The following is a 14,121-nucleotide window of genomic DNA, read 5'->3' on the forward strand; positions in this document are numbered from 1 at the left end:
GGGGGAAGCGGGCCGCCCGGCCGTCCGGTACGCCGGGGCCGGTGCCCCGCGGACCGGGTCTCCGAAGGTCGCCGCGAAGAGGGCCGCGACATCGGCGGCGGTGAAGCTCCGGGCGGTGCCGCCGGCCGGGAGGACCGCCGCGCCGACGGCGCCGGCAAGGCTGCTGCCGACCACCCGTACCAGCGCGTTGACGCCTCCGGCCACCGCGGTCTTCGCCGGGCTCGACGGGGAGGAGTTCCCGCGCCTCGCGGAGGCGGGCGGCCGCTGGGAGGAGTTCACCGCGAGGGACACGTACGAGAAGGGACTGTGCGCCCTGGTGGCCGACTTCCTGCCCTGAGGCCGCCCTGGGGCGCCAGCGGCGGCCGGGTCCTCTCCGTACGAGTCCGTACTGGTCAGTACGTGTCGGTACGTGTCCGACGTGGACCACTCGGGTATGAAACATGATCGACCCGACCGCTTCACGGCGGCGGTCTTGCTCCGGGGTGTGACGGGGCTTACGTTCTCCTCCTACGCACCGCGTCTACGTGCGTAGAGGCTCTCTGACGCCGTGCCGAAGGAGCAGCTCATGACCGACGTCGTACGCGCCGCGCTCGTCCAGGCGACCTGGACCGGCGACACCGAATCCATGATCGCCAAACACGAGGAGCACGCCCGGGAGGCGGCCCGGCAGGGCGCCCGGGTGATCGGCTTCCAGGAGGTGTTCAACGCCCCCTACTTCTGCCAGGTCCAGGAGCCCGAGCACTACCGCTGGGCCGAGCCCGTCCCCGACGGGCCGACCGTCCGCCGGATGCGGGACCTCGCCCGCGAGACCGGCATGGTGATCGTCGTCCCCGTCTTCGAGGTCGAGAGCGAGGGCTTCTACTACAACACCGCCGCCGTGATCGACGCCGACGGCAGCTACCTCGGCAAGTACCGCAAGCACCACATCCCACAGGTCAAGGGCTTCTGGGAGAAGTACTACTTCCGCCCGGGCAACGCCGGCTGGCCGGTCTTCGACACCGCCGTCGGACGGATCGGCGTCTACATCTGCTACGACCGCCACTTCCCGGAAGGCTGGCGCCAACTCGGCCTCAACGGAGCGCAGTTGGTCTACAACCCGTCGGCCACCCACCGCGGCCTCTCCTCGTACCTCTGGCAGCTGGAGCAGCCCGCCGCCGCCGTCGCCAACGAGTACTTCGTCGCCGCCATCAACCGGGTCGGCATCGAGGAGTACGGCGACAACGACTTCTACGGCACCAGCTACTTCGTCGACCCGCGCGGCCAGTTCGTCGGCGAGGTCGCCTCCGACAAGGCGGAGGAACTCGTCGTCCGCGACCTCGACTTCGGCCTCATCGAGCAGGTCCGGCAGCAGTGGGCCTTCTACCGGGACCGCCGCCCCGACGCGTACGACGGGCTGGTGCGGCCGTGAGCAGCCTGTACGACCGGCACAAGGCCGTCATCCCCGACTGGGTCGCCCTCTACTACCGCGACCCCATCGAGATCACCCACGGCGAGGGCCGCCACGTCTGGGACGCCGAGGGGCGCAGGTACCTCGACTTCTTCGGCGGCATCCTCACCACCATGACCGCCCACGCCCTGCCCGAGGTCACCAAGGCCGTCAGCGAGCAGGCCGGGCGGATCATCCACTCCTCGACGCTCTACCTCAACCGCCCCATGGTGGAGCTCGCCGAGCGCGTCGCCGGCCTCTCCGGCATCCCCGACGCCCGGGTCTTCTTCACCACCTCCGGCACCGAGGCCAACGACACGGCCCTCCTCCTCGCCACCGCGTACCGCAGGTCGAACCAGATCCTGGCGATGCGCAACAGCTACCACGGCCGCTCCTTCTCCACCGTCGGGATCACCGGCAACCGCGTCTGGTCGCCCACCGGCCTCTCCCCGCTTCAGACCCTGTACGTGCACGGCGGCGTCCGCACCCGCGGCCCCTACGCCCAGTACACCGACGAGCGGTTCACCGAGGCCTGCGTCGCCGACCTCGAAGACCTCCTCGGCCACACCCGGGACGTCGCCGCCCTCATCGCCGAGCCGATCCAGGGCGTCGGCGGCTTCACCTCCCCGCCCGACGGCCTCTACGCCGCCTTCCGCCGCGTCCTCGACCGGCACGGCATCCTCTGGATCTCCGACGAGGTGCAGACCGGCTGGGGCCGCACAGGCGACCACTTCTGGGGCTGGCAGGCCCACGGCCAGGCCGGACCGCCCGACATCCTCACCTTCGCCAAGGGCATCGGCAACGGCATGTCCGTCGGCGGGGTCGTCGCCCGCGCCGAGGTCATGAACTGCCTCGACGCCAGCTCCATCTCCACCTTCGGCGGCTCCCCGATCACCATGGCCGCCGGCCTCGCCAACCTCTCCTACCTCCTGGAGCACGACCTCCAGGGCAACGCCCGCCGCGTCGGCGGCCTCCTCATCGAGCGCATCCGGGCCGCGGCGGCCGGGGTCCCGGAGGTGCGGGAGGTCCGCGGCCGCGGCCTCATGATCGGCATCGAGCTGACCGAACCCGGCACCGACCGGGCGAACCGGGAGGCGGCCGGCGCCGTCGCGGAGGCCGCCCGCGAGAACGGCCTGCTCATCGGCAAGGGCGGTGGCCACAACACCAGCACCCTGCGCATCGCCCCACCGCTCTCGCTCACCGTCTCCGAGGCCGAGGAAGGCGCCGCGATCCTCGAACAGGCCCTCAGGTCGCTCTAGTTCGGGACCGGCGTGGCCGGCGGCCGTCGTGAAGGGAATTCTGGGAAATGACTCGGACTCTGATTACCGGCGGTCTCGTGATCACGGCCGCCGACGAGGTGCACGCGGACGTGCTGATCGAGCACGGCCGGGTGGTGGCGCTGGCGGCGCCGGGAAGCCAGCCGTGGACGGCGGACCGGGTGATCGACGCGTCGCAGAAGTACGTGATCCCGGGCGGCGTCGACGCGCACACGCACATGGAGCTGCCCTTCGGCGGCACGTTCGCCTCGGACACGTTCGAGACGGGGACGCGGGCGGCCGCGTGGGGCGGGACGACGACGATCGTCGACTTCGCGGTGCAGTCGAGGGGCGAACCGCTCCGGGCCGGCCTGGACGCCTGGCACGAGAAGGCGGACGGGAAATGCGCGATCGACTACGCGTTCCACATGATCATGTCGGACGTGAACGAGTCCACGCTGAAGGAGATGCCGAAACTCGTTCAGCACGGCATCTCCTCGTTCAAACTGTTCATGGCCTATCCGGGGGTCTTCTATTCGGACGACGGCCAGATCCTGCGGGCGATGCAGGTCGCGGGCGACACCGGCGGGCTGATCATGATGCACGCGGAGAACGGCATCGCGATCGACGTCCTGGTGGAGCAGGCCCTCGCCCGCGGCGAGACCGACCCCCGCTACCACGGGGAGGTCCGCAAGGCCCTCCTTGAGGCGGAGGCCACCCACCGGGCGATCCAGCTGGCCCGGGTGGCCGGGGCACCGCTGTACGTGGTGCACGTGTCGGCTGAGGAAGCCGTCGCCGAGCTGGCTGTGGCCCGGGACAAGGGCCTTCCGGTCTTCGGCGAGACCTGCCCGCAGTACCTCTTCCTCTCCACGGACAACCTCGCGGAGCCGGACTTCGAGGGCGCCAAGTACGTGTGCTCGACCCCGCTGCGGCCGAAGGAGCACCAGGCCGCGCTCTGGCGCGGCCTGCGGACGAACGACCTCCAGGTGGTCTCCACCGACCACTGCCCCTTCTGCTTCGTGGGCCAGAAGGAGCTGGGCCGGGGCGACTTCTCGAAGATCCCCAACGGTCTGCCCGGCGTGGAGAACCGCATGGACCTGCTCCACCAGGCGGTGGTGGACGGGCACATCTCGCGCCGCCGGTGGATCGAGATCGCCTGCGCCACCCCGGCCCGGATGTTCGGCCTCTACCCGCAGAAGGGGACGATCGCGCCGGGCGCGGACGCGGACATCGTCATCTACGACCCGCACGCCACCCAGACCCTGTCGGCCGAGACGCACCACATGAACGTCGACTACTCGGCGTACGAGGGGAAGACGGTCACCGGCCAGGTCGAGACGGTCCTCTCCCGCGGCGAGCTCGTCATCGACCAGCACAAGTACGTGGGCCACGCCGGCCACGGCACGTTCGTGCCGCGTTCCACCTGCCAGTACCTGAACTAGGAGAACCGCGTTGGACTTCGGACTCGTCCTGCAGACCGACCCGCCCGCCTCACAGGTCGTCGGCCTGATGCGCCGGGCGGAGCGCAACGGTTTCCGCTACGGCTGGACCTTCGACTCCGCCGTGCTCTGGCAGGAACCCTTCGTCATCTACAGCCAGATCCTCGCCAACACCACCAAGCTCCACGTCGGCCCGATGGTGACGAACCCGGGGACGCGTACGTGGGAGGTGACCGCCTCCACCTTCGCCACCCTCAACGACATGTACGGCAACCGGACCGTCTGCGGCATCGGCCGCGGCGACTCCGCCATGCGCGTCGCCGGCCGCAGGCCCAACACCCTGGCCCGCCTCGGCGAGGCCATCGAGGTCATCCGCGACCTGGCCGAGGGCCGCGAGGCGACCGTGGACGGCAACGCCATCCGGATCCCCTGGATCAAGAACGGCAAGCTGCCGGTGTGGATGGCCGCGTACGGCCCCAAGGCGCTGGCCCTCGCCGGGCAGAAGGCCGACGGCTTCATCCTCCAGCTCGCCGACCCCTTCCTCACCGAGTGGATGGTCAAGGCCGTCCGCCAGGCCGCCGCCGACGCCGGCCGCGACCCCGACGCCCTCACCGTCTGCGTCGCCGCCCCGGCGTACGTGACGGCCGACGACTCCCCGGCGGCGCTGGCCCACGCCCGCGACCAGTGCCGCTGGTTCGGCGGCATGGTCGGCAACCACGTCGCCGACCTCGTCTCCAAGTACGGCGAGCACTCGTCGATGGTCCCGGAGGAGCTCACCGCGTACATCAAGGACCGGCAGGGCTACGACTACTCCCACCACGGCCGCGCCGACAACCCCGACACCGCCTTCGTCCCCGACGAGATCGTCGACCGCTTCTGCCTCCTCGGTTCCCCCGAGGCCCACATCGCCAAGCTCCGCCACCTCAAGGACCTCGGCGTCGACCAGTTCGCCGTCTACGACATGCACGACAACCGCGAGGGCACCATCGACGTGTACGGCTCCGACATCATCCCCGCCCTCACCGCATCGGCCACGGGCTGAGGCGCGGGGTCACCCGAGGGCCTCGACGAGGGCGCGCAGGGCCTGGACGACGGAGGGCCACGCGGGGGAGTCCGGGTCGATGACGTCGAAGTGGCTGCCGTGGGGCACCTCGGTGAGCGTGGTGCCGGTGGTACGGGCGTAGGCGCGGACCATGTCGACGGGCAGGGCCTCGTCGTCGGTGCCGTGGACGACGACGGTGCGGCCCGCAGGGGTGCCGAGCACGGCGGGGTCGGCGGCGGCGTACCGCTCGGGGACCTCGGTGGCGCCGCCGCCGAGGAAGTCGGCGACGGCGCCCCGGCCGCTGCCGAGCCGGTCGGCGTGCGCGAGGTCGGCGGTGGGGGCGAGGGCGAGGACGCCGCGGATCGGTGCGGGCGCGTCGGTGCGGCCGGGGGCGCCGGCGGGGAGCCGGTGGCGGACGGCCGCCCACAAGGCGAGGTGACCACCGGCGGAGTGCCCCGCGTAGACGACGCGGCCCGTGTCGATGCGCCCCGGCGCGGCCCGGGAGGCCAGTTCGGGAAGCCGATCGACGGCCCGCGCGGTGTCGGTCAGCGTCGTAGGCCAGCCGCCGCCCGCGCCGACGCGGCGGTACTCGACATTGGCCACGGCGCAGCCGCCGTCCCGGGCGAGCGCGTCCGCGAACGCCCCGGTGTGCCGCCGGTCGTGGGCGGCGCGCCAGAAGCCGCCGTGGAAGAACAGGACCAGCGGCAGGCGGTCCGCCCCCGGCCGGTCCGGGAGGTGCAGATCGGCGACCTGGTCGGGGTGGGGACCGTAGACCAGCGGGAGGGGCCGCTGCGGGTCCCCCGTCGGGTCGCTGTGGGATGGCACGGGACCTCCTTGGTTCGATGTGTTCCGCTTCTACGGGTTCTACGGGTTCTACGGGTTCTACGGGTTCTACGGGTTCTACGGGTGGGGCGCGGCGTCAGCGCAGACCGCTCAGCTTGTCCGGGTTGACCTGGAAGCGCAGGTTCTGGATGCGGCCGCCGTTCAGGTCGTAGGTCAGCGCGCCGACGGGGTGGCCGCCCATCGTGAACAGGACGCCTTCCTCGCCGTTGACGACCGCGGACTCCCAGGCCATGCCCAGGAGTTCGGGTTTGGCCAGGACTCCGAGCATCCAGCGGGCCACGGGATCGGTGCCGTGCAGCGGGCGGCGGGCCGCGGTGACCTTCCCGCCGCCGTCGGACCAGGCGGTCACGTCGGGGGCGAGGAGCTCCATCATCGCGTTCAGGTCGCCGCCCGTGCAGGCGGCGAGGAAACGTTCGGTGACCGCCTGCCGCTGCTCCTGGTCGGTGTCGAAGCGGGGGCGCCGGGCCTGGACGTGTCCGCGGGCGCGGTGGGCGGTCTGCCGGACGTTCGCCTCGCTGCGGTCGAGGATCCCGGCGATCTCGGCATGCGAGTACCCGAACACCTCGCGCAGGACGAACACCGCGCGTTCGACGGGGCTCAGGCTCTCCAGGACGACGAGCAGGGCCGTGGAGACGCTGTCCGCCAACTCGGCTCCCTCCACGAGGTCCGGTGCGGTGAGCAGGGGTTCGGGCAGCCAGGGGCCCACGTAGGACTCGCGGGTGGCGTGGGCCGAGGTGAGCCGGTTCAGCGAGAGGTTGGTGACCGTGCGGACGAGGTAGGCACGGGCGTTGGCGACCGGACCGCGCCGCGTCCGGGACCACGTGAGCCAGGCGTCCTGGAGCACGTCCTCGGCGTCCGCGACGCTGCCCAGCATCCGGTAGGCGGTACCGAAGAGCAGCCGGCGGTGCGCGGTGAAGTCGGCGAGGGCGTCGTCCGTGGCGGTCGTGTCGATCATGGACCTCAGGCTGCCAGCGGGGACGAGCCCGCGGCAAGGAATGCCAGGCCGTCGGCGCTGTCCGCGTGGGTGGGGGCCCAGCCCAGCTCCGCCCGGGCCCTGTCGTTGGCCAGGCGCAGGTTGGTGGACATGATGCTGTGCGCCAGCGGGGCCGGGCGCAGCAGCCACAGCGGCACGGTCCTCGGCACGGGGGCGCCGAAGGCGGCCGAGACGGCGCGGACATGGCCGCCGAAACCGACCGGGGTGTCGTCGACGATGTTGTACGCCTGCCCGGCCCGGCCGCGCTCCACGGCGGCGGCCAGCGCCCGGGCGGCGTCGTCCACGTCCACCCACGACAGCGCCCGGCCCCGGTCGGCGACGACCGGAAGGGCCCGCTTGCGCAGCATCGGCAGGAGCGTGGTCTCGGTGACGCCCTTCCCGTAGAACATGCCGAAGCGCAGACTGACGGCCTCGATTCCGTCGGCGCGGAAGGCGAGTTCCTCCTTGGTGCGCATGGCGCCGACGTGCTGCTCCAGCCGGTCGTCGGACTGCACCGGGCCGAAGGAGTCCCGGTCCTCGGAGAGCCGCCGGTCGCCGTGGTCCCCGTAGCCGTACCCGAACATCATCGACTCCACGATGATGCGGCGGGCACCGGTCCCGCGCGCCGCGGCGATCAGGTTCGCGGTCCCCTCGGTGCGGAGCGCATTGGTGCCGGCCATGTCCTGGTGCCGCATCATCTTCTTGCCCTGGAGCGCGGTGGCCGCGTGCACGACGACGTCGAAGGACAGTCCGTCCACGGCGCGCAGCACCGCGTCCCGGTCCAGGAGGTCAGCCCGGACCTCGCTCCCCTCGCCGCGGCCGAGCCCGTGGACCTCGTGCCCGGCGGCCCGCAGCTCGCGCGCGGCCTTCCGGCCGAGGAGTCCGCTCGCGCCCGCCATCAGTACCTTCATGCCCGTTCCCCGTCCTGTGCGTGTCGCGTTGTCGCTCATGGGACAAGCGGGGGTACGGGAACGTGACAGGCACCCCGTGTGAACCAGGTCACAGGGTCTGGTGCCGGTGCGGCCACGAGGGGCCCGGCCGGCTCCGGCGGTCGGTCAGCGCGGGGCCAGCAGCGGGCGCAGCGGGCCGCGTGCCAGTCGCTCGGCGAGGGCGTCCTGGCGGCGGCGTACGGCCGACGTGGCGAGAACGGCCACGGCGGCGCCGAGGAGGAGGCCGACGAGGACGTCGTGCGGGTAGTGCGCGCCCACCCACACCCGGGAGGCGGCCATCAGGACCGCCGCCACCAGGGCGACCGCGCCCAGCCGGCGCGAGACGAACAGCAGCGCGACGGCCGCGGCGGCGGCGAGGGTGGCGTGGTTGCTGGGGAAGGACCAGTCGCCGGGGGCCGGGCAGGCTTCGAGGACCGTCACGTGGAGCGACTGGCAGGGGCGGGCTTCCCGTACGACCAGCTTGAGCAGGCTGCTGACGGCGAACGCCGCGACGGTGATCAGCGGGACGGCGAGCGCCCGCGCGGCCCGCTCGGGGCCCCGGCCGCGCGCCTGCCACCAGGCCGCCAGCATGAGGACGGCGAACAGGGCCAGGCCGTAGGCGGAGTAGTCGCCGACGAGCCGGTCGAGCCAGCCCGGGGAGGTCTGGGCGGTGTGGACGACGTCGAGGTAGGCGGTTCCGTCGACGGTCGAGCCGTCGAAGGCCGACGGGTCCGCGGGGACGGCCGCCGTGGCGGTGAGGACGGGCATCAGACGGTGCCGCCCGGTCGGCGGGCCCGCCGGGAACGGGTGAGTTCCAGGGCGACGGGGACGAGGGAGAGGGCGACGATCACGGCGATGACGGGCAGGAGGTAGCGGTCGACGTTCGGCACCGAGGCGCCGAGTCCGTATCCGGCGAGGACCAGTCCGACCGTCCACAGCAGACCGCCGAGCACCTGCCACGTCGTGAAGACGCGCGCCGGGACGCCGAGGGCGCCGGCGAGCGGGTTGAGGACGGTCCGCACGATCGGCAGGAAGCGGGCCAGCACGATCGCCTTCGCGTACCCGTAGCGCTCCAGGATCTCCGCGGCCCGGTCGGCGCCCTCGCCGATCTTCCGGGACTTCGTCCGCGACAGGAACGCCGGGCCGGCCTTGCGGCCGAGGAGGTAGCCGGTCTGCGCACCGGCGAGGGCGCCGGTGGCGGCGGCGAGCAGCACCCAGGGCAGCGACAGGTGGCCGGGCTGGGTGGCCGAGCCCGCGCACAGCAGGCCCGCGGTGAACAGCAGGGAGTCGCCGGGCAGGAAGAAGCCGACGAGCAGGCCGGTCTCGGCGAACAGGACGACGGCGACGCCGAGCGTCCCGAAGGCGGCGAGCAGGGACTGGGCGTCGAGGACGTTCACGGCGAGGTGCGTCTGTGGCGCGACGCTCAACGCGGCGGTCAGCGCGGGGGTCATGGGGAGGGCCCTTCTGGTGGGCGGGGACGGGCGTCGCCGAGCGGGAAAGCGGATGCTCGACGGGCACGGGGCGGCGGCGACGACCTATCCTGTCTACAGGACAGTAGTCGGTCTACTTCACTGTAGACGCAAAGTGGGTGGAGAGGGTTCCGTGACAGGGTCCGAAAGCGAGCGCAGGCCCGCCGGCGAACTGGAGGCCGGCGTCCTCGCGGCACTGTGGGCGGCGGGCGAGCCGCAGACGGCCGCCCAGGTGAGAGCGGCGATATCCCAGGACCTGGCGCGCACCACCGTCGCCACCCTCCTGGCACGCCTGCACGACAAGGGGGCCATCGGCCGCCGGCCGGGCACCCGGGGATTCCTCTACTTCGCCATAGAGGACTCGAACGGCCTGACCGCCCGCCGCATGCATCGCGCACTCGACCAGGGAGGCGACGACCGCAGCCTCGTGCTGGCCCGCTTCGTCGAGGGACTCAGCCCCGACGACGAGGCCGAACTGCGGCGCATCCTCCAGGAAGACCGCCTGTGATCGCCCTCCTCCTCATCCCCCTCCTGCTGCCCTGGGCCCTCCCGCCCCTGGCCCGCCGAACGCTCGCCCGCGTCCGGCCGGACATCGCCCTCGTGGCGATCACCGGCGCCGCCGCCGCACTCGCCGTCGGCGTCGTCGCCTGCCTCGGCGTCCTGCTGCTTCCGCTCGTCCTCCGCGTCCCGGGGTTCGCCGCCCTCCTGCACCTCCTCCAGCCGCTCCAGGCCGGCCCGACGGCCCTCGTGTTCACGACGTCCGCCGTGGCGGCCGGCGCCCTCGCCGTGACCCTGATGGCGGCCGTCCGCGGCGCCGTGGCCGAGGCGGCCCGGCTGCGCGCGGCCCGCCGCAGGGTGGCGGGACTTCCCGAGGCCGGAGGCCTGTCCGTAGTCGACGACGACCGCCCCGACGCGTTCGCGCTGCCCGGCGGCCCCCGCGGCACGGGCCGGATCGTCGTCACCGCCGGGATGCTCCGTGCCCTCGACCGCCACGAGCGCGAGGCGCTCCTCGGTCACGAACGCGCCCACCTGGCGGCCCGGCACCACCTCTTCCTCGGCGTCGCGGCCCTGGCCGGCTGGTGCCACCCGGCCCTGGCCGCCGTCGTCCCCCAGGTCTCCTTCGCGGCCGAGCGGGCCGCCGACGAGGCCGCCGCCCGGGCCTGCGGAGACCGCCGCCTGACCGCGCGCGCCGTCGGCCGCGCCGCCCTCGCGACCGGTTCCCGCCCGGCGGGACCGGCCCTCCCCGTCCTCGCCGCGGGCGGCACCACCGGCCCGGTCCCCGCCCGGGTGAGGGCCCTGCTCACCCAGGCCCCCGCCCGCCGCGTAGCCCCCGCCCTGCTCGCCATGGTCCTCCTCTGCTCCGCGGCGGCCGCCTCCTCCACCGCCGGCGCCGTCTGGCTCCACCAGGGGGTGGAGGTCGCCCAGGGCGAGCGGCCCTGAGGCCGCCGAGGCGCGGCCGCCGGGCTCACGACGACCGGCCGCGCGGGATCAGGGGAGGAGCTCGTAGGACGGACCGCCGGGCGCGCGGTCGCGCGAGCACAGCGTCACGTCCCGTCCCTTGAGATAGGCGAGCAGCCATGCGCCGAACGTCATCTCGTAGAGCGTCCACGAGGGGCTGTCCATCTCCTGGACCAGCACGCGCCAGGGCGACGACGGCGCGTCGGGGACGCGGAGGAAGACCATCTCCCCGGTCGTGGCCGTCGCCACCGGCAGCAGTTCACCGGGGCCCGCCCCCGCCCGGCTCGGCAGGAACCCGGCCATGTCCTCCTCGCGCCAGAACTCCAGGTCCAGCCTGATGTCCTTGCCCAGTTCGTGCAGGAGATGGCCGGCGGGGTGCTTGAGGTAGAGCTGCCCGTTGATCGAGACCGAACCGTAGGCGTCGACGATCTCGCGGAAGTCCGCGGGGAACTCCACGCCGAGTTCCCGCTCCAGGTCGGTCCACGGCGCCGGGTCCGACCAGTTGAAACGGGGTTCGCCCAAGAGGGCGCGTACCTCCGAAAGCGTTGCCATCCCTGAGTCCCTTCCGACACGGTGATCCGAGGACACCGTAGAGCGACGGCCGGCCCCTTCCGTCTCCCTTGACGCCCCCGCCCCGCAGGACGAGACTCCGCACGGTCAAGAACCCCACGCCCCGCACGGCCTCGTTTGCGTCCCCGAACGAAGGGTTCCCGTCCATGACCGCAACCGCGCCCTCCGGCAGACCCGCATCCCCGGACGTCCGTGACGGCCGTGTCGAGCTCGCGTCCGGCACGGTCCCCGCCGACCCCCGCTTCGTCAACGACGACCTGCTGCCCGTCCCCGTGGCCGGGCGTCGCTGGACCACGTACAACTTCGCCGCCCTCTGGGTCGGCATGGCCCACAACATCCCCTCCTGGATGCTCGCCTCCGGCCTCGTCGCCCTCGGCATGGACTGGAAGCAGGCCGTCCTCACCATCGCCCTGGCCAACCTCGTCGTCCTCGTGCCGATGCTGCTCACCGGGCACGCCGGACCGAAGTACGGCATCCCCTTCCCCGTCCTCGCCCGCGCCTCCTTCGGGCTGCGCGGGGCGAACCTGCCCGCCCTCGTCCGGGCCGGCGTCGCCTGCGCCTGGTTCGGCATCCAGACCTGGATCGGCGGCCAGGGCGTCTTCGTCCTGCTCGACAAGGTCTTCGGCGGCGGCTGGGCGGACGTGTCGAGGATCGGCGGGCAGCCGTGGACCCTGTGGCTCTGCTTCGTCCTCTTCTGGGCGCTCGAACTCGCCATCATCTACCAGGGGATGGAGGCCCTGCGCCGCTTCGAGAACTGGGCCGCGCCCTTCGTGATCGTCGGCGCGCTCGCCCTCCTCGTCTGGATCACCGTCAAGGCGGGCGGCCTCGGCCCGCTCCTCGACCAGCCGTCGAAACTGGGCTGGGGCGCCGACTTCTGGCCCGTCTTCTTCCCCTCCCTCATGGGCATGATCGCCTTCTGGGCGACCCTGAGCCTCAACATCCCCGACTTCACCCGCTTCGGCGCGGGGCAGCGCGCCCAGGTCCGGGGCCAGAGCCTCGGACTCCCCACCACCATGACCCTGTTCGCGCTGCTCTCCGTGCTCGTCACCTCCGGCTCGCAGGCCGTGTACGGGGCGCCGGTCTGGGACCCGGTGGCGCTCGCCGCGAAGACCGACAACGTCTTCGGGCTGCTCTTCGCCCTGGTGACGGTCCTGGTCGCCACCCTCTCGGTGAACATCGCGGCGAACGTCGTCTCCCCGGCGTACGACCTCGCCAACCTCGCCCCGCGGCTGGTGAACTTCCGTACGGGCGCGCTGATCACCGGCGTCGTCGGCGTGCTCCTCATGCCGTGGAAGCTCACCGCCACCCCCGAGCTGTACATCTTCACCTGGCTCGGCCTGGTCGGCGGCCTCCTCGGGACGGTAGCGGGCATCCTCATCGCCGACTACTGGCTCGTCCGCCGCACCGTCCTCGACCTCGCGGGCCTCTACCGGGCCGACGGCCCGTACTGGTACCGGGGCGGCTGGAACCCGGCCGCCGTCCTCGCCTTCGCGGTCGGCGGCGTCCTCGCCGTGGGCGGCTCCCACTCGGCGCCGGGCACGGGCCCGTTCCCGCAGGACGGCCTGATCCCCTTCCTCAAGCCCCTGGCGGACTACGGCTGGGCCGTGGGCCTCGCCGCCGCCCTGCTCCTCTACACCGCCCTCATGAGGCGCGGGGCAGCCGCCCGGCCGTCTTCCTGATCCAGCTGAGGTAGGACCAGACCCGGGTGTTCACGGCGGGGGTGTCGGTCGCGCACCCCTTCCCGTACGAGACGAGACCGATCACGTACGGCGTCCCCGCGATCGTGTGGACCAGGGGCCCGCCGGAGTCGTACTGGCAGGTGTCCCGCCCCGGCGCGTACGTGCAGAGCTGGGCGGCGGTGACCTGCGACATCCCCCGGGCCCCGCACTCCGCGTTGCCCATCGTGCCGAGGACCACGGTCCGCAGGACCTCGGAGGTCCGCCCCCCGAAGGAGGTGGTGCCCCAGCCGGGCGCCTCCACCTGCACGTGGTCGAAGGTCCCGTGCGCGAAGCGGCCGGGCAGGGCGACCGGCCGCACGTCACGGTTGGACACCACCGGCTCGGCCAACCTGATCAGCGCGATGTCGTCGCGCTGGGTGCCGGGGTCGTAGCCGGGGTGCGGGAGGAAGGCGTCCGGGGTCGCGAGCACCGCCTCCGGACTGTCGTCCGTACGCGTCAGATCATGGTCACCGAGCAGCACCCCCACACGCGCGGTACTGCTGTACGAGCCGGTCAGACAGTGCGCGGCGGTGAGCACGTACCGCTCACCGACCAACACCCCGCCACACATCACCCGCCGCTCCTCCAGATCCACCAGCCCCACCATGAACGGGTACTGATGCGGCCGCGCCTCCTGCCCGCCGACGACCGCGTACGCGGGCGGCGCGACGACGAGGGGGCACACCGCCATCACCGCACCCGCGACCCCCGCCATGAACTTCCTCGCCCGTGCCACCTGATCTCCGCCCTGCCGACACCATGTCCCCGGGACCGCCACCCGAGCGGAGACGTTTCCGCACGCCCGCCGCAGCCCGCGTGGGCATCAACGACGGGGACGCGGTGGGGTCACCTGATCATGGGTCCGGACGGGTGACCGATGGTGTGATCAGCGGCCGGGATCGGGCGCCCCGCCCGCTGCGGGCCGCGCCCTCTGCCGGGGCGAGGCCCCAGGACGCCGCCGCCCGGAGTCCCGTCTCCGCGTGGGCGGTCCAGCGCGC

At 72.8% G+C, this 14,121-nt stretch carries 15 protein-coding genes; 8 read left to right on the forward strand and 7 right to left on the reverse strand.

Features of this window, described 5'->3' with window-relative positions; translation table 11 throughout:
- The first annotated feature begins 100 nt into the window (after positions 1 to 100).
- The 5 genes from ACH4TP_RS11120 to ACH4TP_RS11140 all read left to right on the forward strand — a co-directional run bounded on the left by ACH4TP_RS11120 (position 101) and on the right by ACH4TP_RS11140 (position 5,163).
- A complete protein-coding gene (locus ACH4TP_RS11120; RefSeq protein WP_398437144.1) occupies positions 101 to 337 on the forward strand; it encodes a hypothetical protein in 237 nt (78 codons plus the stop codon).
- A 228-nt stretch (positions 338 to 565) separates the two neighbouring features.
- Positions 566 to 1,408 (forward strand): nitrilase-related carbon-nitrogen hydrolase, encoded by an 843-nt coding sequence (locus ACH4TP_RS11125; protein WP_398191339.1) that lies wholly within the window; start codon positions 566 to 568, stop codon positions 1,406 to 1,408.
- Positions 1,405 to 2,685, forward strand: coding sequence for an aspartate aminotransferase family protein (locus ACH4TP_RS11130; RefSeq protein ID WP_389233040.1), 1,281 nt, complete (start codon positions 1,405 to 1,407; stop codon positions 2,683 to 2,685). Before ACH4TP_RS11125 ends, ACH4TP_RS11130 begins: the two co-directional genes overlap by 4 nt.
- A gap of 47 nt (positions 2,686 to 2,732) precedes the next feature.
- Positions 2,733 to 4,124: a dihydropyrimidinase gene (hydA, locus tag ACH4TP_RS11135; protein ID WP_398437146.1), complete on the forward strand. Its 1,392-nt coding sequence runs from the start codon at positions 2,733 to 2,735 to the stop codon at positions 4,122 to 4,124.
- 10 nt (positions 4,125 to 4,134) lie between these two features.
- Positions 4,135 to 5,163, forward strand: a complete 1,029-nt coding sequence (locus ACH4TP_RS11140) for a TIGR03842 family LLM class F420-dependent oxidoreductase (protein ID WP_398437148.1) — start codon at positions 4,135 to 4,137, stop codon at positions 5,161 to 5,163.
- Positions 5,164 to 5,172: 9 nt separating this feature from the next.
- Here the strand turns inward: ACH4TP_RS11140 and ACH4TP_RS11145 are convergent, their stop codons facing one another.
- The 5 genes from ACH4TP_RS11145 to ACH4TP_RS11165 all read right to left on the reverse strand — a co-directional run bounded on the left by ACH4TP_RS11145 (position 5,173) and on the right by ACH4TP_RS11165 (position 9,359).
- Positions 5,173 to 5,988 carry an alpha/beta hydrolase gene (locus tag ACH4TP_RS11145; RefSeq protein WP_398437149.1) on the reverse strand — a complete coding sequence of 272 codons (816 nt, stop codon included), beginning with the start codon at positions 5,986 to 5,988 and terminating at the stop codon, positions 5,173 to 5,175.
- A gap of 94 nt (positions 5,989 to 6,082) precedes the next feature.
- On the reverse strand, positions 6,083 to 6,961 hold the full coding sequence (locus ACH4TP_RS11150; protein WP_398437151.1) for an RNA polymerase sigma-70 factor: 879 nt from the start codon (positions 6,959 to 6,961) through the stop codon (positions 6,083 to 6,085).
- A gap of 5 nt (positions 6,962 to 6,966) precedes the next feature.
- On the reverse strand, positions 6,967 to 7,890 hold the full coding sequence (locus ACH4TP_RS11155) for an NAD-dependent epimerase/dehydratase family protein (RefSeq protein WP_398437153.1): 924 nt from the start codon (positions 7,888 to 7,890) through the stop codon (positions 6,967 to 6,969).
- Positions 7,891 to 8,034: 144 nt separating this feature from the next.
- Positions 8,035 to 8,676, reverse strand: a complete 642-nt coding sequence (locus tag ACH4TP_RS11160) for a phosphatase PAP2 family protein (RefSeq protein ID WP_398437155.1) — start codon at positions 8,674 to 8,676, stop codon at positions 8,035 to 8,037.
- Positions 8,676 to 9,359, reverse strand: a complete 684-nt coding sequence (locus ACH4TP_RS11165; protein ID WP_398437157.1) for a DedA family protein — start codon at positions 9,357 to 9,359, stop codon at positions 8,676 to 8,678. The genes ACH4TP_RS11160 and ACH4TP_RS11165 overlap by 1 nt, the downstream gene beginning before the upstream one ends.
- Positions 9,360 to 9,510: 151 nt before the next feature.
- On the opposite strand from ACH4TP_RS11165, the gene ACH4TP_RS11170 reads away from it, so the two are divergent.
- Both ACH4TP_RS11170 and ACH4TP_RS11175 read left to right on the forward strand, forming a co-directional pair.
- Entirely contained in the window at positions 9,511 to 9,885 is a 375-nt protein-coding gene (locus tag ACH4TP_RS11170) for a BlaI/MecI/CopY family transcriptional regulator (protein WP_398191321.1), read from the forward strand.
- Entirely contained in the window at positions 9,882 to 10,817 is a 936-nt protein-coding gene (locus ACH4TP_RS11175; protein ID WP_398437160.1) for a M48 family metalloprotease, read from the forward strand. Before ACH4TP_RS11170 ends, ACH4TP_RS11175 begins: the two co-directional genes overlap by 4 nt.
- Before the next feature lie 48 nt (positions 10,818 to 10,865).
- Here ACH4TP_RS11175 and ACH4TP_RS11180 read toward each other — a convergent pair whose 3' ends face one another.
- Positions 10,866 to 11,357 carry an SMI1/KNR4 family protein gene (locus ACH4TP_RS11180; RefSeq protein ID WP_398437162.1) on the reverse strand — a complete coding sequence of 164 codons (492 nt, stop codon included), beginning with the start codon at positions 11,355 to 11,357 and terminating at the stop codon, positions 10,866 to 10,868.
- 194 nt (positions 11,358 to 11,551) lie between these two features.
- Between ACH4TP_RS11180 and ACH4TP_RS11185 the strand changes: the two genes are divergently transcribed.
- A complete protein-coding gene (locus ACH4TP_RS11185; RefSeq protein ID WP_398437163.1) occupies positions 11,552 to 13,084 on the forward strand; it encodes an NCS1 family nucleobase:cation symporter-1 in 1,533 nt (510 codons plus the stop codon).
- Here ACH4TP_RS11185 and ACH4TP_RS11190 read toward each other — a convergent pair.
- The gene (locus ACH4TP_RS11190) at positions 13,047 to 13,859 is read right to left on the reverse strand and encodes a serine protease (RefSeq protein ID WP_398437165.1); all 813 of its coding nucleotides are present in this window, start codon (positions 13,857 to 13,859) and stop codon (positions 13,047 to 13,049) included. The genes ACH4TP_RS11185 and ACH4TP_RS11190 overlap by 38 nt on opposite strands.
- Positions 13,860 to 14,121: the final 262 nt, after the last annotated feature.

This window comes from Streptomyces sp. NPDC021012, from assembly GCF_044333355.1.
In the GTDB taxonomy this organism is placed as follows: domain Bacteria; phylum Actinomycetota; class Actinomycetes; order Streptomycetales; family Streptomycetaceae; genus Streptomyces.

Coding starts and splice junctions, on each gene's coding strand:
- ACH4TP_RS11125 (WP_398191339.1), top strand. CDS start 566: ATGACCGACGTCGTACGCGCCGCGCTCGTCCAGGCGACCTGGACCGGC.
- hydA (WP_398437146.1), top strand. CDS start 2,733: ATGACTCGGACTCTGATTACCGGCGGTCTCGTGATCACGGCCGCCGAC.
- ACH4TP_RS11150 (WP_398437151.1), bottom strand. CDS start 6,961: ATGATCGACACGACCGCCACGGACGACGCCCTCGCCGACTTCACCGCG.
- ACH4TP_RS11155 (WP_398437153.1), bottom strand. CDS start 7,890: ATGAAGGTACTGATGGCGGGCGCGAGCGGACTCCTCGGCCGGAAGGCC.
- ACH4TP_RS11160 (WP_398437155.1), bottom strand. CDS start 8,676: ATGCCCGTCCTCACCGCCACGGCGGCCGTCCCCGCGGACCCGTCGGCC.
- ACH4TP_RS11165 (WP_398437157.1), bottom strand. CDS start 9,359: ATGACCCCCGCGCTGACCGCCGCGTTGAGCGTCGCGCCACAGACGCAC.
- ACH4TP_RS11185 (WP_398437163.1), top strand. CDS start 11,552: ATGACCGCAACCGCGCCCTCCGGCAGACCCGCATCCCCGGACGTCCGT.